Annotated in this window: 17 protein-coding genes; 6 read left to right on the top strand and 11 right to left on the bottom strand. The window is 73.5% G+C overall.

Features of this window, described 5'->3' with window-relative positions:
• Positions 1-3 precede the first annotated feature (3 nt).
• Positions 4-276: a hypothetical protein gene (locus tag JOF36_RS26580; protein ID WP_210032026.1), complete on the bottom strand. Its 273-nt coding sequence runs from the start codon at positions 274-276 to the stop codon at positions 4-6.
• A 251-nt stretch (positions 277-527) separates the two neighbouring features.
• Between JOF36_RS26580 and JOF36_RS26575 the strand changes: the two genes are divergently transcribed.
• Positions 528-971, top strand: coding sequence for an SRPBCC family protein (locus JOF36_RS26575; RefSeq protein ID WP_210032024.1), 444 nt, complete (start codon positions 528-530; stop codon positions 969-971).
• A 10-nt stretch (positions 972-981) separates the two neighbouring features.
• Here JOF36_RS26575 and JOF36_RS26570 read toward each other — a convergent pair whose 3' ends face one another.
• On the bottom strand, positions 982-1740 hold the full coding sequence (locus JOF36_RS26570) for an IclR family transcriptional regulator (RefSeq protein WP_210032022.1): 759 nt from the start codon (positions 1738-1740) through the stop codon (positions 982-984).
• 125 nt (positions 1741-1865) lie between these two features.
• On the opposite strand from JOF36_RS26570, the gene JOF36_RS26565 reads away from it, so the two are divergent.
• The gene (locus JOF36_RS26565) at positions 1866-3353 is read left to right on the top strand and encodes an aldehyde dehydrogenase family protein (protein WP_210036262.1); all 1488 of its coding nucleotides are present in this window, start codon (positions 1866-1868) and stop codon (positions 3351-3353) included.
• A 26-nt stretch (positions 3354-3379) separates the two neighbouring features.
• Positions 3380-4927, top strand: coding sequence for a GMC family oxidoreductase (locus JOF36_RS26560; protein ID WP_210036261.1), 1548 nt, complete (start codon positions 3380-3382; stop codon positions 4925-4927).
• 69 nt (positions 4928-4996) lie between these two features.
• Here JOF36_RS26560 and JOF36_RS26555 read toward each other — a convergent pair whose 3' ends face one another.
• The 3 genes from JOF36_RS26555 to JOF36_RS26545 all read right to left on the bottom strand — a co-directional run bounded on the left by JOF36_RS26555 (position 4997) and on the right by JOF36_RS26545 (position 9063).
• Positions 4997-7312, bottom strand: a complete 2316-nt coding sequence (locus JOF36_RS26555; protein WP_245352632.1) for a glycoside hydrolase family 3 C-terminal domain-containing protein — start codon at positions 7310-7312, stop codon at positions 4997-4999.
• A 66-nt stretch (positions 7313-7378) separates the two neighbouring features.
• Positions 7379-8146 carry a helical backbone metal receptor gene (locus JOF36_RS26550; protein WP_210036260.1) on the bottom strand — a complete coding sequence of 256 codons (768 nt, stop codon included), beginning with the start codon at positions 8144-8146 and terminating at the stop codon, positions 7379-7381.
• The gene (locus JOF36_RS26545; protein ID WP_210032018.1) at positions 8143-9063 is read right to left on the bottom strand and encodes a LysR family transcriptional regulator; all 921 of its coding nucleotides are present in this window, start codon (positions 9061-9063) and stop codon (positions 8143-8145) included. The genes JOF36_RS26550 and JOF36_RS26545 overlap by 4 nt, the downstream gene beginning before the upstream one ends.
• A 67-nt stretch (positions 9064-9130) precedes the next feature.
• Here JOF36_RS26545 and JOF36_RS26540 point away from each other — a divergent pair, with 67 nt between their 5' ends.
• Both JOF36_RS26540 and JOF36_RS26535 read left to right on the top strand, forming a co-directional pair.
• Positions 9131-10372, top strand: coding sequence for an MFS transporter (locus JOF36_RS26540; protein ID WP_210032016.1), 1242 nt, complete (start codon positions 9131-9133; stop codon positions 10370-10372).
• Positions 10373-10582: 210 nt separating this feature from the next.
• Positions 10583-11884: an alpha/beta fold hydrolase gene (locus JOF36_RS26535; RefSeq protein WP_307862610.1), complete on the top strand. Its 1302-nt coding sequence runs from the start codon at positions 10583-10585 to the stop codon at positions 11882-11884.
• A 21-nt stretch (positions 11885-11905) separates the two neighbouring features.
• Here JOF36_RS26535 and JOF36_RS26530 read toward each other — a convergent pair whose 3' ends face one another.
• The 5 genes from JOF36_RS26530 to JOF36_RS26510 form a co-directional block, all read right to left on the bottom strand.
• The gene (locus JOF36_RS26530) at positions 11906-13039 is read right to left on the bottom strand and encodes a protein kinase domain-containing protein (protein ID WP_210032014.1); all 1134 of its coding nucleotides are present in this window, start codon (positions 13037-13039) and stop codon (positions 11906-11908) included.
• Entirely contained in the window at positions 13036-13620 is a 585-nt protein-coding gene (locus tag JOF36_RS26525; RefSeq protein WP_210032006.1) for a hypothetical protein, read from the bottom strand. Before JOF36_RS26525 ends, JOF36_RS26530 begins: the two co-directional genes overlap by 4 nt.
• Positions 13621-14137: 517 nt before the next feature.
• Positions 14138-15556: an MFS transporter gene (locus JOF36_RS26520; protein ID WP_210032004.1), complete on the bottom strand. Its 1419-nt coding sequence runs from the start codon at positions 15554-15556 to the stop codon at positions 14138-14140.
• A 124-nt stretch (positions 15557-15680) separates the two neighbouring features.
• Positions 15681-18953: a fused isobutyryl-CoA mutase/GTPase IcmF gene (gene icmF / locus JOF36_RS26515; protein ID WP_210032001.1), complete on the bottom strand. Its 3273-nt coding sequence runs from the start codon at positions 18951-18953 to the stop codon at positions 15681-15683.
• A gap of 128 nt (positions 18954-19081) precedes the next feature.
• Positions 19082-19501, bottom strand: a complete 420-nt coding sequence (locus tag JOF36_RS26510) for a hypothetical protein (protein ID WP_210031992.1) — start codon at positions 19499-19501, stop codon at positions 19082-19084.
• A 74-nt stretch (positions 19502-19575) separates the two neighbouring features.
• Here JOF36_RS26510 and JOF36_RS26505 point away from each other — a divergent pair, with 74 nt between their 5' ends.
• The gene (locus JOF36_RS26505) at positions 19576-20358 is read left to right on the top strand and encodes a maleylpyruvate isomerase family mycothiol-dependent enzyme (protein ID WP_210031990.1); all 783 of its coding nucleotides are present in this window, start codon (positions 19576-19578) and stop codon (positions 20356-20358) included.
• A gap of 81 nt (positions 20359-20439) precedes the next feature.
• Here the strand turns inward: JOF36_RS26505 and JOF36_RS26500 are convergent, their stop codons facing one another.
• Positions 20440-22155, bottom strand: coding sequence for an alkaline phosphatase D family protein (locus tag JOF36_RS26500; protein WP_210031988.1), 1716 nt, complete (start codon positions 22153-22155; stop codon positions 20440-20442).

Raw genomic sequence — 22155 nt, 5'->3', positions numbered from 1 at the left:
GGCTCAGCGGGTGAACGTCGCGGCGACGGCGTCGTCGGCGGTCCGCCACGCGGCCGCCGCTCCGCGGAGCGCGTCGCCGAGGGCCCGTGCCCGGCCGGCGTGCGCGCGGGTCGCCGCGACCAGGTCGGCGTCGCGTTCCGCGGCGGCAGCGGCGGAGGCGAACCCGGCGGCCGGCGCCCACACCGGGACGGACGCTGAGCCTGCCTCCAGCTCGGCCGCGATCTCGGCGAACCGGACCGCGGCCGCGTCGAGCCGGTCCGGTTCGACCCGTGCCACCCGTGACTCCGCGGGCGACGACCCGGTTCCGTACCCGTGGTGCACCGGCGCTCCTCCCGCTCCGCCGGCGGGTTCGCGGGACGACCCACCGGGCGGTCCGGAGTGTGCGCCGGGTGGCACCGCCCCCGCGGCGGAACGGCCCGTCCGGGTCACGGCCGCGATCACCTCGCCCGAACGGGGGCGTCGCTCTCGATCATGGTCGGGTGACGTGAGACCATCCTCGCCGTCCGGGTCGGGGTGAGAGGAGCGTCGTGGTCGGCGTCGCGCGGGTGATGACGGTGTCCGCCCCTGCGGAGACCGTGCTCGGCTATCTTGCCGATTTCGGGCACAGCGAGGTCTGGGACCCCTGGACGAAGTCCTGCACCCGGTCCGACGACGGTGGTCCGATCGAGGCCGGTGCCACCTGGCACAACGTCTCGGTGTTCAACGGCCGGGAGACCGAGCTGACCTACACCCTGGTCGACCGCAGCGGCTCCCGGCTCGTGTTCGTCGGTGAGAACAGCACGGTCACGGCGACCGACGACCTCCTCGTCGAGCCGACCGAGGACGGCGGCAGCACCGTGACCTACCGGGCCGACCGGAAGTTCAAGGGACTGCTGAAGCTCGCCGCGCCACTGCTGCGGCGCGAGTTCGAGCGGCACGGCGACGAGGTGGAACGGCTCCTGCCACCGGTGCTCGAGCGGCTCCCCGGCTGAGCACGGTTCCTCACCCGTTCCAGAAGCCCATCCGCTTGCTGAGCTCCCGGCCGGCCGCCACGACGTCCGGGGTGATCTCCTCGATCCGTTCGGCGGGCATCCGGTAGGCGGGCCCGGACAGCGACAGCGCCGCGATGACGGTCCCGGCGTGGTCGTGCACCGGCGCGGCGACGGCGTTGAGCCCGGTCTCGAACTCCTCGATCGACCACGCGTAGCCGAGCTCGGAGACCCGGACGAGCTCCGCGGCGAGCGCCGCGCGCCGCCTCGGCCCGAGGTCGTCCGGCATGGCCGCGGGGTCGTCGGCGATGGCGGCGGCGAGCAGGACCTTTCCGCTGGACGTGTTGTGCATCGGGGTGATCCGGCCGAGCCAGTTGTAGGTGGTGACCATCGCGGGCCCGCGGGCCTGGTCGACGTTCACGGCGTAGCCGCGGTCCGGGATCGCGATGTTGACGGTCTCGCCGAGCCGGGCGGCCAGCTCCTCGCACACCGGGCGGCCCTGGGTGGTGACCTCCAGCCGTTCCGCGACGCGCCCGGCGAGCGGGATCAACCCGAAGCCGAGGCGGTACTTGCCGCGGTCACCGATCTGCTCGACCAGGCCGTGCTCCTCCAGCGCGCCGAGCAGCCGGAACGCCGTGGACTTGTGGACCTCGAGCTCGGTGGCCAGCTCGCTGACCCCCGCCTCGCCCCGCCCGGCGAGCAGTTCCAGGACGGTGATCGCGCGGTCGACGGACTGGACCCCCGACTCACGGCTGCGCACCGGGTTGCTCATGGCGCAACCCTAGCGCGCCGGGTGGGGTGTCGCCGAGGTTGCGTCATACCCTCGCTCAGGTGAGCATGATCATCCACGGTGGAGCCCGGGTTGCGTTCGCTCCGCCGCAGGTGAACGCTGCTGCGGTGCCGAGCCTCTACATCGACGGAATCTGGACTGCCGGGTCCGCGGGAACTGCGCCGGTGATCAACCCCTACGACGCGTCCATCGTGACCGAGGTGGACCAGGCGGGACCCGACGACGTCGACCGCGCGGTCGCCGCCGCCCGGCGCGCCTTCGACACCGGTCCGTGGCGTGCCACGTCCGCCGGCGAGCGCGGCGCGATCCTCGGACGGATCGCGGATCTGCTCGTGCGGGACCGGGAGGAGATCGCCCGCACCGAGACCCTCGACACCGGCAAGACCATCGCCGAGGGCCGCCAGGACGTCGACGACGTCACTGCCGTCTTCCGCTACTACGCGGGCCTCGCCGGCAAGGACTCCGGGCGGATCGTGGACGCCGGAAGCGACACGGTCGTGTCGCGGATCGTGCACGAGCCGGTCGGCGTCTGCACGCTCATCACGCCGTGGAACTACCCGCTGCTGCAGCTGTCCTGGAAGGTCGCCCCGGCGATCGCGGCCGGCAACACGATGGTGATCAAGCCCAGCGAGGTCACGCCGCTGACCTCGGTCACGCTGGTCGAGCTCTGCGCGGAGGCGGGGATCCCGGCCGGTGTCGTCAACATCCTGCTGGGTGACGGGCCGTCGGTGGGCGCCCCGCTCACCACGCACCCGGACGTGGACATGGTGTCGTTCACCGGTGGCCTGAGCACCGGGCAGGCGATCATCAGGGCGTCCGCGGAGACCGTGAAGCGCACCGCGGTGGAGCTGGGCGGGAAGAACCCGAACATCATCTTCGCCGACACCGACTTCGAGGTCGCGGTCGACTACGCGATGCTCGCGGTGTTCCTGCACTCCGGGCAGGTCTGCTCGGCGGGTGCCCGGCTGATCATCGAGGACTCGATCGCCGACGCGGTCGTCGACGAGATCGTCCGGCGGGCCCGGCTGATCAGGCTGGGCGACGGCCTGGCGGACGGCGTCGAGGTCGGTCCGCTGGTCTCGGCGGCGCACCTGGCCAAGATCGAGGACTTCGTGGCCTCGGCGCGGGCCGAGGGCGCGACGATCCGCTGCGGCGGTGCCCGCCCGGACGCGCCGGAGCTGCAGAAGGGCTACTTCTACCTGCCCACGGTGATCACCGATCTGCCGCCGGACTCGCGGCTGATCCGGGAGGAGACGTTCGGCCCGCTGCTCACCGTCGAACGGTTCAGCACCGAGTCCGAGGCGATCCGGCTGGGTAACGACACCGAATACGGCCTCGCCGGCGCGGTGTTCACCCAGGACATGGGCCGGGCCAACCGGGTGGCGAACGCACTGCGCCACGGCACCGTGTGGATCAACGACTTCCACCCGTACTTCCCGGCCGCCGAATGGGGCGGCATGGGCCGCTCGGGCAACGGCCGCGAGCTCGGCCCGACCGGCCTGGCGGAGTACCAGGAGATCAAGCACATCTGGCAGAACACCGAGCCGGAGCCGCAGCGCTGGTTCGCGGGGGGCACCGAGGGGCAGCAGGCATGAGCGACCGTTTCGACAGCGGGCGGGCCGTGGGTGGGCGATTCGATTACGTCGTCGTGGGTGGCGGCTCCGCCGGGTGCGCGGTCGCCGCGCGGCTCTCGGAGGACCCGTCGACCCGGGTGCTGCTGCTGGAGGCCGGACCGTCCGACGTCGGTGACCCGAACATCCTGAAGCTCGCCGACTGGATGAACCTGCTCGACTCCGGCTACGACTGGGACTACCTGATCGAGCCGCAGGAGCGCGGCAACTCGCACATGCGCCACGCCCGCGCGAAGGTGCTCGGGGGCTGCTCGTCGCACAACTCCTGCATCGCGTTCTGGACCCCGCGTGAGGACCTGGACGAGTGGGCGTCGATGGGACTGACCGGCTGGTCCGCGGACGAGTGCTGGCCGCTGATCACCCGCCTGGAGACCAACGACGGGGAGTGGGACGGGCACGGGCGTTCCGGCCCGGTGAACCTCGTGCAGGTCCCGCCGCGCGACCCCTGCGGCAACGCGGTGCTCGAGGCCGCCGCCGCGGTCGGGATGCCGACCACGCGCTTCAACGAGGGGCACACCGTCACCGACGGCGCGGGCTACTTCCAGATCAACTCGAAGCCGGACGGGACCCGGTCCTCGGCGTCGGTGTCCTACCTGCACCCGATCCTGGACTCCCGGCCGAACCTCGAGGTGCGCACCGACTGCTGGGCGTCGCAGGTGCTCTTCGACGGCACCCGGGCGACCGGGGTGGAGTACCAGCGGGGCATCGCGCCGGGCCGGGAGACCGTGCACGCCGACCGCGAGGTGATCCTCTCCGCCGGCGCGATCGACACCCCGAAGCTGCTGATGCTCTCGGGTATCGGGCCGGGCGATCACCTGCGCGAGTTCGGCATCGACGTGCGCTCCGACCTGCCGGGCGTCGGGTCCAACCTGGACGACCACGTCGAGGGCCTGGTCTTCTGGGACGCGGCGAAGCCGATGGTCACCGAGTCGACCCAGTGGTGGGAGATCGGGCTGTTCCACCGCACCGATCCGCGCCTGGACCGGCCGGACCTGATGATGCACTACGGGTCGGTGCCGTTCGACATGAACACGGTGCGCTGGGGCTACCCGACCACCGACAACGGGTTCTGCCTGACGCCGAACGTCACCCGCGGCCGGTCACGGGGCACCGTGCGGCTGCGCACCCGCGACTTCCGCGACCGGGCGCGCGTCGACCCGCGGTACTTCACCGACCCCGACGGGCACGACATGCGCGTGATGACCGAGGGCATCCGGCTGGCCCGGCGGATCGCCGAGCAGCCGGTGCTGAAGGAGTGGATCGCCGCCGAGCTGGCCCCCGGCCCGGACGCCGTCACCGACGACGACCTGGCCGACTACATCTCCAAGACCCACAACACCGTCTACCACCCGGCCTGCACGGCGAAGATGGGCACCGACGACGACCCGATGGCCGTCCTCGACCCGCAGCTGCGGGTGCGCGGCGTGCAGAACCTGCGCGTCGCCGACGGCTCGGCGATGCCGTTGCTGCCGGCGATCAACCCGAACATCACCACGATGATGATCGGTGAGAAGTGCTCTGACCTGTTGCGCGCCTGACGGGTCCACGAGGGGCACAGGAGACGCTGTCGATCAAGCGATGACAGCGCTCCTGTGCCCCTCGTCCGGTCACGCTGCCTCCACGACCACCTCGGCCCGCAGCGGGACGTCGGTCACCGAGAACCCCAGGTGCAGGGTGTAGACGCCCGGCTCGGTCACCCAGCGGTCGTGCTCGCGGTGGCGGAACGCGGTGTCCGGCAGGGTGATCCGGGCGGTCGTCGGTCCCGGCGCGGCGTCGACGACGGCCCAGCCGGCCAGCCACCGCACCGGGCGCTCGACGCCGGAGTCCGGGCGGGACAGGTAGGCCTGCACGACCTGCCGCCCGGGCCGGTCGCCGGTGTTGGTCAGCGTCACCTCGACCTCGTGCCCGGTGACGGTCGCGCCGTCGAGGGTCCAGCTCGTGTACCCGAGGCCGTGCCCGAACGGGTACGCCGGCGTCTCGCCGTGGCGCAGCCAGTTCCGGTGCCCGATGTGGATGCCTTCCGCGTAGCGCAGCACACCACCGTCCGGAACCCCGGACAGCACGGAGCGCTCGTCACCGGTCGCAGGCCACGTGGTCGGCAGTCGTCCGCCGGGCTCCGCGGCGCCGAGCAGCACGTCGGCGACCGCCTCGCCGAACCGCTCCCCGCCGAACCAGCCGAGCAGGATCGCGGCGACGTCGCCGCGCCACGGCAGCAGCACCGGCGACCCGGAGTTGACCACCACGACGGTCCTCGGGTTCGCCGCGGCCACGGCGCGGACCAGGTCGTCCTGACGCCCTGGCAGGGCCAGCGAGGACCGGTCGAAGCCCTCGCTCTCGATCCGGTCGCTCGTCCCGACGACCACGACCGCGACGTCGCACTCCGCGGCGAGCCGGGCCGCCTCGGCGATCTCGGCCGCCGGGTCCTCGACGACCGTCTCCTCGCCCAGCGTCACCGCCACCAGCGGCATCCCGGCCTCCGATCCGGACGGTCGGAACCGCAGGACGAGATCGACCGGGCCGTCGGTGGACAGCTCCGTGGTCACCGACGGTGCCTCGAACATCGCCGCTCCGGGCCCCTGGTCGCCGGTGAGCACTCCCTCGGCGTCGAGCACGGTCCGCCCGTCCGCCTCCAGCGTCACGTGCCCGGCGCCGGACGCGCCGAGCCGGTGGGTGCCGCCGGGCCCGTCCCACCGCACCGCGACCTCCACGTGGTCGGTACCGGACGGGACCTCGGGACCCATCCAGATCAGCGAGGCGCCCCGCCGGTCCTCGACCCGCAGCTCGGTCCCGGCGGCGTCGCGGAACAGCGCACGCAGGCCGGGCTCGCCGCTCACCGGGTTGGTCATCGCGGCGGGGTCGAACGGCTGGACCCCCTCGGCGACCCGGGCGCCGAGCCGGTAGTGCACCCGGCTCTCACCGAGGGCCCGGCGCAGCCCCTCCAGCGGTGAGACGACGGCGGCCGGCCGGACGGTCGCGCTGCCGCCGCCCTGGGTGCGGGCCAGCGCGGCGTTGTGGCCGAGCACCGCGACCGAACCGAGCGAGGCAGCGTCCCAGGGAAGCTCGGCGGCGTTGCCCACGCGGCCGGCCGCGGTGTCGCTCGCGCGGCTCCCTGTGGTGTTGCGCACCAGCACGCTCCCGGCGACGGCGAGCTCGCGGGCGGCCGTGGCGCCATCCTCCGGCCCCGGCACAGCCCCCGACTCCGGCCCCGGCTTGGCCACCGGTTCCGGCGCCGTGCCGTCCGCCGGCGTCACGCCGTCCAGTGCGCCGACCCGGGCGGCGAGGCGCAGCAGCCGTCGCACCTTGCCGTCGACGACCGCCTCGGGCACCCGCCCGGCGCGGACCGCCGCGACCAGCCGCTCGCCCCACGCGCCGACCGGGCCAGGCATGACGAGGTGCTGCTCGGCGTTCGCCGACGCCTCCGTGCTGCGGACCGCACCCCAGTCGGACATGACGAGCCCGTCGAACCCCCACTCACCGGTCAGTGGCTCGGTGAGCAGCGGGTTCTCGCTCATCGTCGGACCGTTGACGGCGTTGTAGGCGGACATGACCGCCCACGCCCCGGCGCGGGTGACGACCGGTTCGAACGCGGCGAGGTACAGCTCGCGCAGGGCACGGTCGTCGACGTGGTTGTCGACGGTGAACCGCTGGGACTCCGCGTCGTTGGCGACGTAGTGCTTCGGGGTGGCGGCGACGCCGTGTGCCTGCAGGCCCTCGACGTAGGCCGCGGCCAGCTCACCGGTCAGCAGCGGGTCCTCGGACATCGACTCGAAGTGCCGCCCGCCGTACGGGGCCCGGTGCAGGTTGATCGTCGGGCCGAGGACGACGTGGACGTGCTGCCGCCGGGCCTCCGCACCGAGCGCGGAGCCGTACCGGCGAGCGGCAGCCGGGTCCCAGGTCGCGCCGAGCGCCGACGACGACGGCAGCGACAGCGACGGGTCGCGCTCGTCGAAACTCTCCCCGCGGACGCCGGACGGCCCGTCGGACGCGGATCAGCGAGACGGGGGTCCCGGGTCGGCGAGCCCGAGCGCCGCCGGGAGCTCGCGGGCCGCGTCGACCAGACTGGGCCCGTACCAGGTCAGCAACCGGCCACTGACCAGGGCGGACGGTGCCGCGAAGGCTTCCGGGCCGTCATCGGCGGTGAAGGTGTACGGCTCGTCGGGCAGCACCACCAGGTCGTGCTCGGGCAGCGCGGCGGGGTCGATCTTCGGGTACCGCTCGGGGGAGTCGGCGAGCGCGTTGTCGATCCCGAGCCGGTCCAGGACGGCGCCGGTGAAGGTGTCCGAGCCGACCGCCATCCACGGCTTGCGCCAGATCGGCACGACCGCCCGCCGTCGCGGGGACGCGGGCTCGATCGCGTCCCAGAGCGCCCGGGCCTCGCGCAGCCAGGCCGGTTCGGGCAGCCCGCACGCGGCGAGCATCCGGGCGAGCGAGGCGATGCCGCCGTCGACGTCGCGGATGTCGGTCACGTAGACGGCCAGGCCCGCCTCGCGCAGCGCGTCCAGGTCGGGCGGCCGGTTCTCCTCCTGGTTGGCGAGCACCAGGTCCGGGGCGAGCGCGACGACCTTCCCGACGTCCGGGTTCTTGGTGCCGCGGACCCGCTCGGCGGCGAGGTCGGCGGGATGGGTGCACCAGTCGGTCGCCCCGACCACCAGGCCGGGCGCTGTCGCCTCCACGGCCTCGGTCAGTGACGGCACCAGGGACACCACCCGGCGCACCCGGGCCGGGACCGGGACCTCGCGGCCCTCGTCGTCGATCACGCGTTCCACGACGACGACGGTAACCCGTGCGCCAGCAACCGTGGCCCGTGCTCGGCGACGAACGCGCGCAGATCGCGCACCGGCGGCACCGGCCGGTCGCCCGCCGGATGCACCATGCCCAGGGTGCGCACGGTGCGCGGCGCCCGCACCGGCAGCTGGACCACGCCGGGGACGTCCGGGCCCAGCGGCAGCAACGCCACGCCGAGCCCCGCCCCGGCCAGCCCGCGCAGGGTGCCGGTCTCGCCACCCTCGAACGCCCGGCGCGGCCGGAACCCGGCCTGCTCGCACCAGGCCTCGACGGTGCCGTGCAGCCCGTACCCGCGGGCGAAGAGCAGGAACGGCTCCTCGGCGACCTCGGCGAGGTCCACCGCACAGCGCCCGGCCAGCCGGTGCCCCGCGGGGACCACCAGGCGCAGCTCCTCCTCGGCCAGCGCCGTGGCCGCGAGGCCCGGCTCGTCGGGCATCGGCGAGGTCAGTGCGAGGTCGACGGTGCCGTCCCGGACCCGGTCGAGCAGCTCCGCGTGCGGGTTCTGCACCAGCTCGATCCGGACCCGTGGATGCGCCTGCCGGAAACCGCTCAGGATCCGCGGCACCACCTCGGTGCCGAGCGTGCCGAGGAAACCGAACGCGACCCGTCCGCTCGCCGGGTCGGCGTCCCCGGCGAGCTCCGCCGCGGCAGCGGCCAGTTCGGCGAGCGCGGCCTCGGCCCGCGGCAGCAACGTCCGGCCGGCCGGGGTGAGCCGCAGGCCGCGCCCGACGCGGTGGAACAGCGCGACACCGAGCTCGTCCTCGAGCCGCGCGATCGCCCGGGACAGCGTCGGCTGCGGAACCCCGATCTCCTCCGCGGCCCGGGTGAGGTGCCCGGTCCGGGCGACGGCGGCGAACCGGTGCAGCGCGGGCGCCAACGACTCATGCACATCTGCATGCTACTTGACGGACGTATGCATTGGACGCATCTCTGAGGCGCCTCTACGGTCATGTGCGATGACAACGACCGAACATCCCGCGGGCGTCGCCTCCCGTCTCGCGCCCGCGCACGAGCGCGGCACCCCGGGCTTCCGGCGGCTCGGTGCGGCGCTGTGGCTGTCCGGCATGGCGACGTTCGTGCTGGTCTACAGCGTGCAGGGGTTGCTGCCGACGCTCTCGGCGGAGTTCGGCGTCAGCTCGTCGGCGGCCAGCCTCGCGTTGTCGGCGACCACCGGCACGCTCGCCCTCGCCGTCCTCCCGCTGTCGGCGGTCCTGGAGTCCTGGGGCCGGACCCGGGTGATGACGTGGGCGCTGGGCGTGTCCGCGGTCCTGGCGCTGCTCGCACCGCTGGCGCCCACCTTCGAGGTGCTCGTGGTCGTCCGCGCGCTGCAGGGGATCGCGCTCGCCGCGTTGCCAGCCCTGTCGATGGCGCACCTGACGCACGAGGTCGCCGCCCGGCATCTCGGCGGCGCGGTCGGGCTGCTCATCGCAGGCAACACCCTCGGCGGGCTCTCCGGGCGCCTCATCGCGACCTGGGTGGCCGAGTTCGGCGGATGGCGGGCCGGATTGGCCGCGGTCGGTGCGGTCTCGGTCGCGGCGACGGTCCTGTTCCGGGTGCTGCTGCCGCCCGCGACCGCACCCACCCCGCCGCCGACCCGGCTGCGCGAGGTCGGCGGGCCACTGCGCCGCCACCTCGCCGATCCCGGCCTGCTGTGCCTGACCGGGATGGCGTTCCTGCTGATGGGCGCGTTCGTGACGGTCTACAACTACCTGGGGTTCCGGCTGCTGGCGCCGCCGTTCGCGCTGCCGGGGACGCTGGTCGGGCTCGTGTTCCTCGGTTATCTCGCCGGTAGCTGGGCCTCCACAGGGGCCGGGCGGCTGGGGGACCGGTTCGGCCGCCGTCCGGTGCTGTGGGTCGCGACCCTGCTCGCGCTGGCCGGCATCTGGGTGACCGTCGCCGACATGCTCGTGACCGTCCTGCTCGGGCTGCTCCTGGTGACCGTCGGGTTCTTCGGCGCGCACTCGGTCGCCAGCAGCTGGGTCGGACGCCGGTCCGCGCTGCTGACCGGGGCGGTGCCGGCCCAGGCGTCGTCGCTGTACCTGGTCGGCTACTACGCCGGTTCCAGCGCCGGCGGAGCGGTCGGCGGGATCGCCTACGACCAGGCCGGCTGGCTCGGCGTGGTCTGCTACGTCAGCGCGCTGCTGGCCGGCGCCCTCGCGCTCGCCCTGGTACTGCGGCGGACACCGGCCCCGGCCTGACACAGCACGGCCGCGCCGGCCCGGGGACACAGCACGGCCGCGCCCGGCCCGGGGACACAGCACGGCCGCGCCGGCCCGAGGACACACCACCGCTGCGCCGAGCCGAGGACACACCACGGCGGCGCGGCACGGGGGACACAGCGCTCCGGGAACCGCGGCCGCATCCCGTTCGTGGACAGGGGACACACGAACCGGGGGGAGACCACAGTGGTGCGGAGCGCGACGGGGGCGGCGGAGCGGCAGGACCGGCAGGGGAGCGGGGCCGGTACCGCCGACGCCGAACGGGATCGGCGGGCCGAGCGCGCGGCCGCCGTCCGGCTGCGCTCGGCCCGCGACCAGGTGGCGAAGCACGGTGGTGTCGTCGAGCGCCCCCTCGACGGCCGCCGCACCCTGCCGCTGGCCTGGGTCCGTGCCCGGGCCGGGGACCGGACGCCGATCGTCGTCGTCCCCGGCGGGCCCGGTCTGGCGAGCGTGCTGCCGTACAGCGGTCTGCGCCGGGCCGCGCAGGCCCGCGGACTCGACGTGATCATGGTCGAGCACCGCGGGGTGGGGCTCTCGCGTACCGACGCGACGGGGGCCGACCTGACGACCGACGACGTCACCACCTGTGCCGCGGCCGACGACCTCGCCGCGGTCCTCGACGCGAACGGTGTCGAGCGCGCGGTCGTGCTCGGCACGTCCTACGGCGCCTACCTGGCCCAGGTCTTCGGGGTGCGGCACCCGGGCCGGGTGGCGGCGATGGTGCTCGACTCGCCCGCCACCGGCCCGGGCGCGGTGCCCGCGGTCCGCGCGCACCTGCGCGGGCTCTACCGGGACGGGCGGGACCCGCGGACCGCACGCGCCGCGGAGCTGGTGGCGACGCTCGCCGAGCACGGGGAGGATCCGCGCGATCTGACCGCCGTCGTACGGACCGTGCACGAGTTCGCCGGCCCGGCCCGGCTGGAGCGCCTGCTCGCCGCGCGGGTTCGCGGCGGGGCACGCCGCTCGTGGGCGCGCATCGCCGGGCTGGGCGCCGGCGAGACCACCGGTGACGGTATCCCGATGATCTTCGACGGTGATCTCGTCCGGCCGATCGGGCTCGGCGAGCTCGGCTTCGCGGTCCCGCCGGACGGCGAGGTGCTCGACCTGCAGCGCACCTACGGCGACCACCCGGGGCAGACCGGGCACACGCCGCCGTACGACCTGGCTGCCGAGCTGCCGGGGTTCACCTGGCCGGTCGCGGTGATCTCCGGCGAGCGGGACGTCCGCACGCCCCGGTCGATCGCCGAGCGCGTCGTCGCGCGGCTGCCGGACGCCGTCCTCGTCCCGCTCTCGGCCCAGGGGCACAGCGCCACGGACAACCACCAGCTCGCCGCCCTGAACGTCGCGCACGTCGTCGAGGCCGGTGCGCACCGTGCGCTGCCCGGGCTCGCCGCCCGGATCGAGGCACTGCCGCGGCGCGGGATGCAGGCGCTGGTGGGGCCGATCCTGTCGGCCGGGATCGCCCTCGACACGTTCGTCGACCCGTCCTGAGCACGCAGGCCCGTCGGTGCGTCAGCCGAACACGACCACCGCGACGAGCACGCAGAGGACGAGCAGCACGGCCAGCGAGATGAGCACGAGCCCGGCTCCCCGGCGGCGGTCGGATCGTCTGCCGTCGTCGTGCTCGACATCGGCGAGGGTGTGTTCGAGCGCGTGCGGCCCGGTCGCTCCGGGGCCGGCACGCCCGGCCGGCCCGGATGCGGGCGGCGGATCGACGTCCGCCGCCCCGGGTTCCCCGGCCGGGAACTCGCGGGTGCGGGCCCGCCCCGGGGCGGCGGCGCCGACACTCGACGCCAGGCCCGCCGCGAGGGCGTCGGCGTCGGCGGGGCGCAGCGCGGGGTCCTTCGCGAGGGTCCGCAACAGCACCTCCTCCAGGGCGGGCGGTACGCCCGCACGCAACGACGACGGCCGTGGCGGCGTCTCCCGCAGGTGCGCGAGCACCACGGTGAACGGGTCCGGGTCGGTGAACGGGGGCCGCCCGGTCAGTGCGGTGAACAGGGTGCACGCCAGCGAGTAGAGGTCGGTCCGCCCGTCCAGGGTCCCGGTCGCCCGTCCCTGCTCCGGCGCGAGATAGAGCGGCGTCCCGATCACGTGCCCGGTGCGGGTGCGCCCGGCGCCCTCGCCGATCCTGGCGATCCCGAAGTCGACGACGGTCACCCGTCCGCCCGCCCCCAGGATGATGTTTCCGGGGGTCACGTCCCGGTGCACGATCCCGGCCCGGTGGGCGGTGCCGAGCGCGTCGCAGACGGCCAGCCCGATCCGCACGACCTCGTCGGGCTGCAGCGGGCCCTCGCGGTCGAGCCGCCGGGCGAGCGTCTCACCGGCCACGTAGGACATGACGATGTGGACGCCGCCGGGACCTTCGCCGACGTCGTGCACCGCCACCACGCCGGGGTGGTCGACCGCGGCCACGGCGCGGGCCTCGTCGCGTAGCCGGGCCCGCTCGTCCGGATCGTCGGACCGGAGGATCTTCACCGCGACCGGCCGGTCCAGCTCCCGGTCGTGGGCCAGGTGCACCTGGGACATCCCGCCCTCGCCGACCAGCTCCCGCAGCTCGTAGCGACCGTCCAGCACATCGCCCTCGGCGGCCGCCGCGCCGGTGTCACCGCCGCGATCCGGGTCGGGCAGCGCGGCGGTCCCCGTCACGACGCCGGCAGGCCGCGCTGCGTGCTCTCCGGGTGCCCGGGCCCGATGAGCTCGTCGAGCAGGTACCGGTAGTCGACCATCGCCTGCCGGAGCTGCTCGGTGTCCGCGTCGTCCCGGGTGTCCGCGACGGCGATCGCGTGCGCGTCGCGGTAGTGCCCGACCAGGTCGGGATGGTCGACCGAGACCATCGCCTCGCGTTCGGAGAAGTGCTCGACCGGGTACCCGCGCTCGCGCAGCACCTGCTGCAGGAGCAGGTCGGTGTCGCGCAGCCCGGTGCGCGGGGTCTCGACGAAGGAGTTCTGGGCCTGCTGCAGCTGGGTGGCGAACCGCTCGCGTTCGTCGGCGTCCAGCTCACGGACGTCCAGCTCGCGACGGCGGCTCAGCCGTCGTCGCAGCTCCGCCTCGCCCTGCGAGCGTCCGCTCGACTGCTCCACGACGTGGTCGTACTCCGGCCCGAAGTGCCGCCGCAGGGCGGCCGTCCGGCGCCGGCCGCGGATCCGCGACCCCACGACCAGCACCACGCCGAGCACGAGCAGCACGACGGCCGCGACGACGACCCACATCACTACGTCCGGTGACACCCGGTGACTCCCTCCGGTCGGTTCACCCGTACGGCCAGCATGCGCCGCACCCGGGTGCGGCGCCGGACCAACAGGCCGACTTGAACGGACTACCCCCGAACGGACGCGAGGTGCTGTCGAGTGCCGGGGAGCGTTGCTCCGGGCGACGGGACGCGAGCAGGACACGCCGGACGGGTGTGCTCCGTGAGAGGGAAGACGCTACCGATATGGAAGCAACGGTGGGTGGTTCGCCACCCGGATGCCCCAAGGCCCCCGTGTTCCTCACGAACCGGGGCCTGGGACCGTGATGGCGCCCCCAGCAGAACATCCCCAGGAGGAACCGATGCGGAAGGCCGGTCGCAAGTTCTCCAAGGCCGCAGAGTCGTTCGTCGAGGCCATCGGCATCATCGGTGGCTGGAACCGCGGTCGTCGCCGGAACAGGACACGGCGCTGAGCTGATCGGTGTCCGCCCGGGTCGGGGCGGGTGGGCACCGCGCTCCCGACGCTGACGGCGTCGGAGGGTCGGAGGGGCCGCCGGTCACCACCGGCCGCGCTGGTTGGGGATCCGCGCCGCGAGCAGGGTGACACCGGCGAGCAGCACGGCCAGCACGACGATCGCGCCCGCACCCGCGAGGCCGGGTGTCGCGGACGCGGCGATCGCCGCCGTCGTCGCGGAGACCGCGGCGATGCCGCCGATCTGGCGGAACATGATGCGCAGGCCGGTCACCGCCGCGACGTCGTCCGGGACGAGGTGCATGCCGGCGTTGTTCGCGGCCGGGCCGGTCAGGCCCAGTCCGACACCGAGCACCGTCGCCGCCACGAGCAGCCAGATCTCCGGTGGTGTCGCGGCGACCGGCGACATCGCACTGAGCAGCAACCCGAGCACGATGACCGCCATCCCGCCGATCAGCAGCGGCCGGTGCCCGGTCCGCCGCAGCAGGGCGACCGACACCCCGGACGACGCGATCGTCCCTGCCGCCCGCCCGGTGAGCAGCGCGCCGGCGGCGAACGGTGCCAGCCCGTACCGGGTCTGCGCGTAGAGCGGCAGCACCGCGGAGAACCCGATCACCGCGGCACCGAAGAGGACGTTGGTCACGTTCATGATGCCGAGCCCGCCGCCGGTGATCAGCCGCCACGGCACCACCGCGTCCTCCCGGCGCCGCGCGTGCCGGGTGAACGCCCAGACGCCCCCCACGGCGACGGCGGCGGCGATCCCGGTCATCGCGAGCCCGGAGGTACCCCGGCCGGTCCCGGTGATCGCGACCATCGCCGCGACCAGCGTGACGATCAGCAGCGTGATCCCGCGGACGTCGACCGGAGCCGTCGAGCGGCGTGGCGGCTCCTGCACGAGCGCCGCGCCGACGAGTGCCGCGACCAGCCCCAGGGGCACGTTCACCAGGAAGATCGCGTGCCAGGACCACACTGTCAGGACCAGCCCGCCGACCAGCGGGCCCAGGATCGCCCCGATCGGGATCACGCTCACGAACGCCGCGAGCGCCCGGTCCCGGTCCCGGCCGTAGTGGTGCGCGACGATGCTGTTCGCCGCCGGCAGCATCAGCCCGGTCGCCACACCCTGCAGGAACCGGACCCCGATCAGCAGCCCGATCGAGCCGGCGACCGCGCAGAGGCAGGAGAACACGACGAACGACGCGACGGCGACCAGGAACACCCGGCGGCTCCCGAACCGGTCGGCCAGCCGGCCGCCCAGCGGCAGGGCGAGGATCTGGCCGACGGCGTAGATCGTGACGATCCAGGCCGTCCAGGCCAGGTCGACCCCGAGGTCGTCGCTGACCGTGGTCAGCGCCGTCGCCACCGCCGTCTGGTCCAGGGAGAACATCAACAGGGCGAGGGAGACCGCACCGAACACGAGATGGCGGCGGGGCAGCGGTGCCGGCGGGCCTTCGTCCGGTCGCGGGGCCGGGCTGCCGGACGGAACGCCGCGCAGGGTGTCGGACACGGGTCGGTGTCACCTCCTGAAGGGTGACGCCGACACTAGTTGCTTAGCGTTAAGCAATCAAACGGTCCCGGCGGTGTCACCGCCGGTGTGCGGCCGCCCGAGCGGGCGGCCGCACCGGTCGCGGTCACATGTTGCGGCGGTACTGCCCACCGACCTCGAAGAACGCGGTCGTGAGCTGACCCAGCGAGCACACCCGGGCCGCCTTCATCAGCTCGTCGAACACGTTGCCGTCACCCGTGGCCACGTCCTGTAGCCGGCGCAGCGCCTGCTCGGCCTCGGTGCGGTTGCGGGACTGGAAGTCCTCCAGCCGGTCGAGCTGGGAGCGCTTCTCCTGCTCGGTGGCCCGGGCGAGCTCGATCTCCTGCGGCTCCTCGTCGCCGTTATCGGGCTTGAGGAAGGTGTTCACGCCGATGATCGGCAGGTCGCCCGAGTGCTTGCGGTGCTCGTAGAGCATCGACTCGTCCTGGATCTTGCCGCGCTGGTAGCCGGTCTCCATCGCACCCAGCACGCCACCGCGCTCGGCGATCGACTCGAACTCCTGGAGCACGGCCTCCTCGACCAGGTCGGTCAGCTCGTCGACGACGAACGAGCCCTGGAGCGGGTTCTCGTTCAGCGACAGGCCCCACTCCTTGTTGATGATCATCTGGATGGCCATCGCGCGCCGCACCGACTCCTGGCTCGGCGTCGTGATGGCCTCGTCGTAGGCGTTGGTGTGCAGCGAGTTCGCGTTGTCGTAGAGCGCGCACAGCGCCTGCAGCGTGGTGCGGATGTCGTTGAAGTTCATCTCCTGCGCGTGCAGGGACCGTCCGGAGGTCTGGACGTGGTACTTCAGCTTCTGCGACCGCTCGTTGGCCCCGTAGCGCTCCCGCATCGCGACCGCCCAGATCCGCCGGGCGACCCGGCCGAGCACCGTGTACTCGGCGTCCATGCCGTTGGAGAAGAAGAACGACAGGTTCGGCGCGAACTCGTCGACGTCCATCCCGCGCGAGAGGTAGCTCTCGACGAAGGTGAAGCCGTTGGCGAGGGTGAACGCGAGCTGGGAGATGGGGTTCGCCCCGGCCTCGGCGATGTGGTAGCCGGAGATCGAGACCGAGTAGAAGTTGCGCACCTGGTGCGCGATGAACCACTCCTGGATGTCGGCCATCATCCGCAGCGAGAACTCGGTGGAGAAGATGCAGGTGTTCTGCCCCTGGTCCTCCTTGAGGATGTCGGCCTGCACCGTGCCGCGCACGTTCGCCAGCGCGTAGGCGGTCAGGTCCTCGCGCTCGGCGGCGTCCGGCTCCCGGTCGTGCTCGGCGCGGAACTGCTCGACCTGCTGGTCGATCGCGGTGTTGAGGAAGTAGGCCAGGATCGTCGGCGCCGGGCCGTTGATCGTCATGGACACCGACGTCGTCGGCGAGCACAGGTCGAAGCCGTCGTAGAGCGCTTTGAGGTCGTCCAGGGTGGCGATCGAGACGCCGGAGGTGCCGACCTTGCCGTAGATGTCGGGCCGGGTGTCCGGGTCGTGCCCGTAGAGGGTCACCGAGTCGAACGCCGTCGACAGTCGCTTCGCGTCCGAGTCCTGCGACAGGTACTTGAACCGGCGGTTGGTGCGGAACGGGTCGCCCTCGCCGGCGAACATCCGGGCCGGGTCCTCGCCCGCACGCTTGAACGGGAAGACGCCCGCGGTGAAGGGGAAGTGGCCCGGCAGGTTCTCCCGGCGCAGGAACCGCACCAGCTCCGCGTGGTCGTCGTAGCGGGGGAGCGCGACCCGGCGGACCTTGTTGCCGGACAGCGTCTCCCGGGTCAGCTTCGTGCGGAACTCCTTGTCCCGCACGGTGTAGACGTACTCGTCGCCGGAGTAGTCCGCGACCCGCGACGGCCACTGCGCCAGCAGCTCGGCGGACTCGGCGGGCAGTTCCTTCTCCGCCCGGTCCAGCGCCTCCTGCACCGACTCGCCGACCAGCTCGCGAGCCGTGCGCAGGTGCTGCGCGGTCCGGGCCGCCTGTGCGTGCCGCTCGGTGTCGGCGTGGTAGCCGCGCAGCGCCTCGGAGATCTCGGCCAGGTAGCGCACCCGCTCCGGCGGGATGACGGCGGCGTAGTCGCTCGAGGTCTTGGTCTCGACCCGGGCCAGCCGGCCCTCGCCGACGGTGAGGCCGTCGGCGGCGAGCATGTCGCGCAGGTTCTGGTAGAGCGCGGTGACGCCGTCGTCGTTGAAGGTCGCGGCGGAGGTGCCGAAGACCGGCATGTCCTCCCAGCTCGCGCCGAACTCCTCGCGGTTGCGCACCAGCTGGCGGCCGACGTCGCGGCGGGCGTCCTCGGCGCCGCGACGCTCGAACTTGTTGATCGCGACGACGTCGGCGAAGTCCAGCATGTCGATCTTCTCGAGCTGCGACGCGGCGCCGAACTCGGGCGTCATCACGTACAGCGAGTGGTCGACGAACGGCACGATGCCCGCGTCGCCCTGGCCGATGCCCGGGGTCTCGACGAGCACCAGGTCGAACCCGGCGGAGCGCAGCACCGAGATGGTGTCGCCCAGCTTCTCCGGCAGCGACCCGCCGTCGTTGCCGCGGGTGGCCAGCGAGCGGAAGAAGACCCTGTCGCCGGAAAGGGCGTTCATCCGGATCCGGTCGCCCAGCAGCGCGCCGCCGCCCTTGCGCCGGGTCGGGTCGACGGCCAGCACGGCGATCCGGAGCTTGTCCTCCTGGTCGAGCCGGAAGCGGCGGACCAGCTCGTCGGTCAGCGAGGACTTGCCGGAACCGCCGGTACCGGTGATGCCGAGGACGGGGACCGGCCGCTCGGAGGCGGCGATCCGCTCCCGGACCTCGTCGGGGAGCTTCCCCGCCTCGGCGAGGGTCAGCGCGCGGGCGAGGGTGGCCGTCTCGCCGGAGAGCATCGCGTCGGCGAAGGCGGGGCTCGCGTAGCCACCCGCCGACGCCTCCTGCTCCGTGAGGTCGGTGTCGCACTCCCGGATCATGATGTTGATCATCCCGGGGAGGCCGAGCTTCTGGCCGTCCTCGGGGGAGAAGATCCGGGCGACGCCGCGCGAGTGCAGCAGCTCGATCTCCTCGGGGACGATCACGCCGCCGCCCCCGCCGTAGACCCGCACGTGGCCCGCGCCGCGCTCGCGCAGCAGCTCGACCAGGTAGGAGAAGTACTCGACGTGGCCGCCCTGGTAGGAGGAGATGGCGATGCCCTGGACGTCTTCCTGGATCGCGGCGGTCACCACCTCGTCCACCGAGCGGTTGTGCCCCAGGTGGATCACCTCGGCGCCCTGCTTCTGCAGGATCCGCCGCATGATGTTGATCGCCGCGTCGTGCCCGTCGAACAGGCTGGCCGCGGTGACGAACCGGACCGGGTGGGTGGGGACGTGCAGTTCGGTGCTGACGCCCGTTCCGCTTGCACTGCTCTCGACCATGGCCCGCTCCTCGCGCCGGGGTGACGGCGGTGATCCCGGCCAATTTAGTTTGACATCCTAGTATCGGACGTACAAGGAAATAGGCGCGCGTCACATCGCGATCACCCGGGGTAGAGCGTCGGCGAGGGTCAGGCCGCGTCGCGCCGGACGGGCTCCTCGGCGGCCTCGGGTGCCGGGGTCGCCGCGACCGCCGGAGCCAGGGCGGGCCGGGTGCGCGGGCGGCGGGCGTGCCGCCCGGTGGGCCACGGCTCCCGCACCTGCTCGGCCGTCCGCGCCCGCGCGTCGGCGGCGGCCGTGCGGCCGGAACCCGGCCGTGCCTGCTCGCCGAGTTCGGCGACGGCCCGGCGCGCCCTGGCCAGCTTCCGGGCCCGCCAACGCCTCCCGGCGGCGCCGCCGATCATGCCGATGGTCAGCAGCCCGACCCCGGAGCCGACGACGAGCGGTATCGCGAGAGCGGGAAAGGCCGCCGCCAGCAGGAACGCGACCAGCGGCCAGTACAACAGCGCACGCCCGGCTCCCCGTCGCGTCCAGTCGCGGTGAGGCGGCATGATCTATCACTACCCGACCGGCAAGATCCTTATGCACGACGCGCCGGGGTCCGGGCGAATAGGAGGGTGAATTCATGTCCGAGACACCGGATCGCAGCACCGTCGACCCCTACGCGGAAGTCCTGATCTCGGAGAACGACCGGCTGGCCGTCCTCCTCGCGACGGCCGACCCCGCGCTCGAGGTGCCGACCTGTCCTGGATGGACTCTGCAGCAGCTGCTGCGCCACGTCGGCCGCGGCCACCGCTGGGCCGCGCAGATGATCGCCTCCGGGGCGACCGAGGTGCTGAACCCGCGGGACGTCGCGGGCGGGAAACCACCGGAGGGTGGGCCCGAGGTGGCCGCGCGGTGGCTGCGCGACGGCGTCACGGAGCTGCTCGACGCGGTGACGCAGGCCGGTCCCCAGGCTCCGGTGTGGACGTTCACCGGGCCGCGGCCGGCCGCCTGGTGGGTGCGGCGCCGGCTGCACGAGGCCACGGTGCACCGGGCGGACGCGGCGATCGCGCTCGGTGAGCCGTTCCGGATCGCGCCGGAGCTCGCGGCCGACGGCCTGTCGGAGTGGCTGGACCTGGTGGCGGCCCGCCCGGCCGGTGCCGAACCGCCGCTGGCCGAGGGCGCGACGCTGCACCTGCACGCGACCGACGACGAGCTCGGCGTCGCCGGGGAGTGGATGATCCGCGCCGACGGCGGCCGGATCGGGTGGGAGCACGGTCACGGCAAGGGTGACGCCGCCGTGCGCGGCACCGCCGCCGACCTGTTGCAGGGCGTGCTGCGCCGGATCCCGGCCGACGACGACCGGCTCCAGGTCCTCGGTGACCCGCAGGTCTGGCGCGGCTGGCTGTCGGGCACGGAGTTCTGAGCGACCGCGCGACGTGCTGAGCCCTACCGTGACGTGCTGAGTCCTACCGCGACCTGCTGAGCGCTACCGCGGCGGACCGCGTCAGGAAGCGCCTGCGGCCGTCAGCGGGGTGCGGGGTGCCGGGGCCTGCGGGGTGAGCACCACCTCGGCCGCGGTGTCCAGGGTGGACGCGGTCCGCGGTCGTTCGAAGCGGACCGCGGAGTGGCGGCCGTCCAGCTCCAGCGTCGCGACGAGGTTGCCGAACAACGGCCCCGTCGTCCGCTCCCAGGACACCCCGGCCCGACCGGCCCTGGTCCCGCGCAGCCACGCCCTCGAGAACCGCGCGATCGCCCGGGACCAGGAGATCCGGAACAGCACCCGCATGAACCCGGGGACGATGTTGTGCACCGGCGAGCAGGTCAGCTGGTGCACCCGCGTGCCGTCGGCACCGCGACCGGGGCGGTCACCCGGGGCGCGGGTGTGCACGTCGGCGACCGCGGCATAGGAGTGGTGGACGTCGCCGGACACGATCGACACCGTGGCCGGTGCCGGGCGCCCGTCGTGCGGCCGGCACACCTCGCGCACCAGGTCGGCCATCCGCGCGAACGAGTGCCCGAACGCGGGCCAGTGCTCGAGGTCCGCCTCCTGGCGCAGGGACTCCGCGAAGCGCCCGATCCGGCCCGGCCGGTACGCGGCCTTCTCGACCGCGGCCTGCAGGTCCGAGATGACCTGCGGCAGCAGCCACGGGATCGGCGTCGCCAGCACCAGGTGGTCGATCTCGTCCGGGCCCAGCGCCCGCCCGGTGATCCAGTCGAACTCCTCGTCGGAGACCATCTTGCGCGGCACCGACTCGACGATCCGGCCGTTCCGGGAGTCGATCACGATCAGCCGGGTGCGGCCGAGCTCCCAGCAGAACGTGAACCGCTCGTCCTTGTGCCGGTCCGGGCCCTCACCGGTCTCGGTGTCCCACCGGTCGGCCCGCTCGGCGAGCAGCGGCCAGGCGTCACCCTCGTGCGCGCGGACCGCCTGCCAGTCGGTGTCGGCGGCCAGCTCGGCCGGCGCGAGGTTGCCCAGATGCTGGTACACCCAGTACGCCACGAGCCCGGCCCGGATCCGGTCGGGCCACCAGGGCAGCTGCGCCACCTGCGCCCGCCAGGTGCCCGAGGTGTTCCAGTCGTCGCGGACGTCGTGGTCGTCGAAGATCATCGCCGTCGGGACGGTGGACATCATCCACCGCACCTCCGGATCGGACCAGCAGTCCCGGTAGAGCCCGGAGTACTCCCCGAAGCTCACCACCTCGTCGTCCGGCCACTCGGGATGCCGCTCCCCGCGCCCGGCGATCCGGCGCCGGGTCTGCGGGGTGAGCTCGTCGGCGTAGACCTGGTCGCCGAGCATCAGCAGCGCGCTCGGCCACTCCTCGGGGGGTAGCGAGGTCATCCGGGTCGCGTAGGCGTCGAGGGCGTCCAGGCCGTACCGCCGGGCCTGTCGCGGATCGGCCAGCTTCACGTACCGGCACGACCCGAAGACGATCCGCTGGTTCCGTTCGGTGGACGGCCCCCGCGTCGCGATCACGCTCTGCGGGAACGGTGAGCCGGGCTGCGGCCAGACCCGGGTGCCGTCGGTGTGCACGTCGTACGGGTAGCGCGTGTCCGGTTCCAGCCCGGTGACCACGACGAGGGCAAAGTGCAGCCCGGCGACCTCGAAGGTCTCGGTGGCGCAGGCGAGCACCTCGACCCGGCAGCGCCGGTCGGTCTGCACCCAGACCAGCGCGGAGGTCTCGTCGACGTGGCGCAGGACCGGTCCGAGCAGAAGTGTCAC

This window comes from Pseudonocardia parietis (assembly GCF_017876315.1).
Classification (GTDB): Bacteria; Actinomycetota; Actinomycetes; order Mycobacteriales; family Pseudonocardiaceae; genus Pseudonocardia; species Pseudonocardia parietis.
Note: the sequence above shows the minus strand (reverse complement) of the source record. Positions and strands in the feature narration are given on the sequence as shown.